1 pseudogene is annotated in these 311 nt (G+C 86.8%); it reads left to right on the top strand.

Going from position 1 to position 311, the window contains the following annotated elements:
* Nucleotides 1-125: 125 nt before the first annotated feature.
* A pseudogene (locus QM806_RS42050) lies at nucleotides 126-311 on the top strand (transglycosylase family protein); the annotation flags it as partial.

Below are 311 nucleotides of genomic sequence, written 5' to 3'. Positions count from 1 at the left end.
TCGCCGCCCCCCCCCCGCGTGGGGCGCTCGCACCGGCCCAGGCCAGGCGTCCCCCGCCGGCCCCGGCCGCGCACCCCCCCCGCCCGCGCACCTTCGGCCGCCCACCGCAGGATCCCCGCCCCCCCGTGGCCCCCCAACACCCCGCCCCCCGCGACGCTCCACCGGCCACCGCACCCGCCCGCTCCCCGCGCCCCCCGCCCCCGGTCCCCGGCGACCCCCCCCCCGCCTCCGCCCACGCGACGGCGCCCCAGCCGCCCGCCGCCCACCCCGCCACGCTGCCCAGCTCGTCGCTGAAGCGCCGCGGCCTCGCC

The sequence above is a fragment of the Rhodococcus sp. IEGM 1351 genome (genome assembly GCF_030056875.1).
In the GTDB taxonomy this organism is placed as follows: Bacteria; Actinomycetota; Actinomycetes; order Mycobacteriales; family Mycobacteriaceae; genus Rhodococcus_F; species Rhodococcus_F opacus.
The sequence above is the reverse complement of the archived record's forward strand: the minus strand, read 5'-3'. Positions and strand labels throughout refer to the sequence as shown.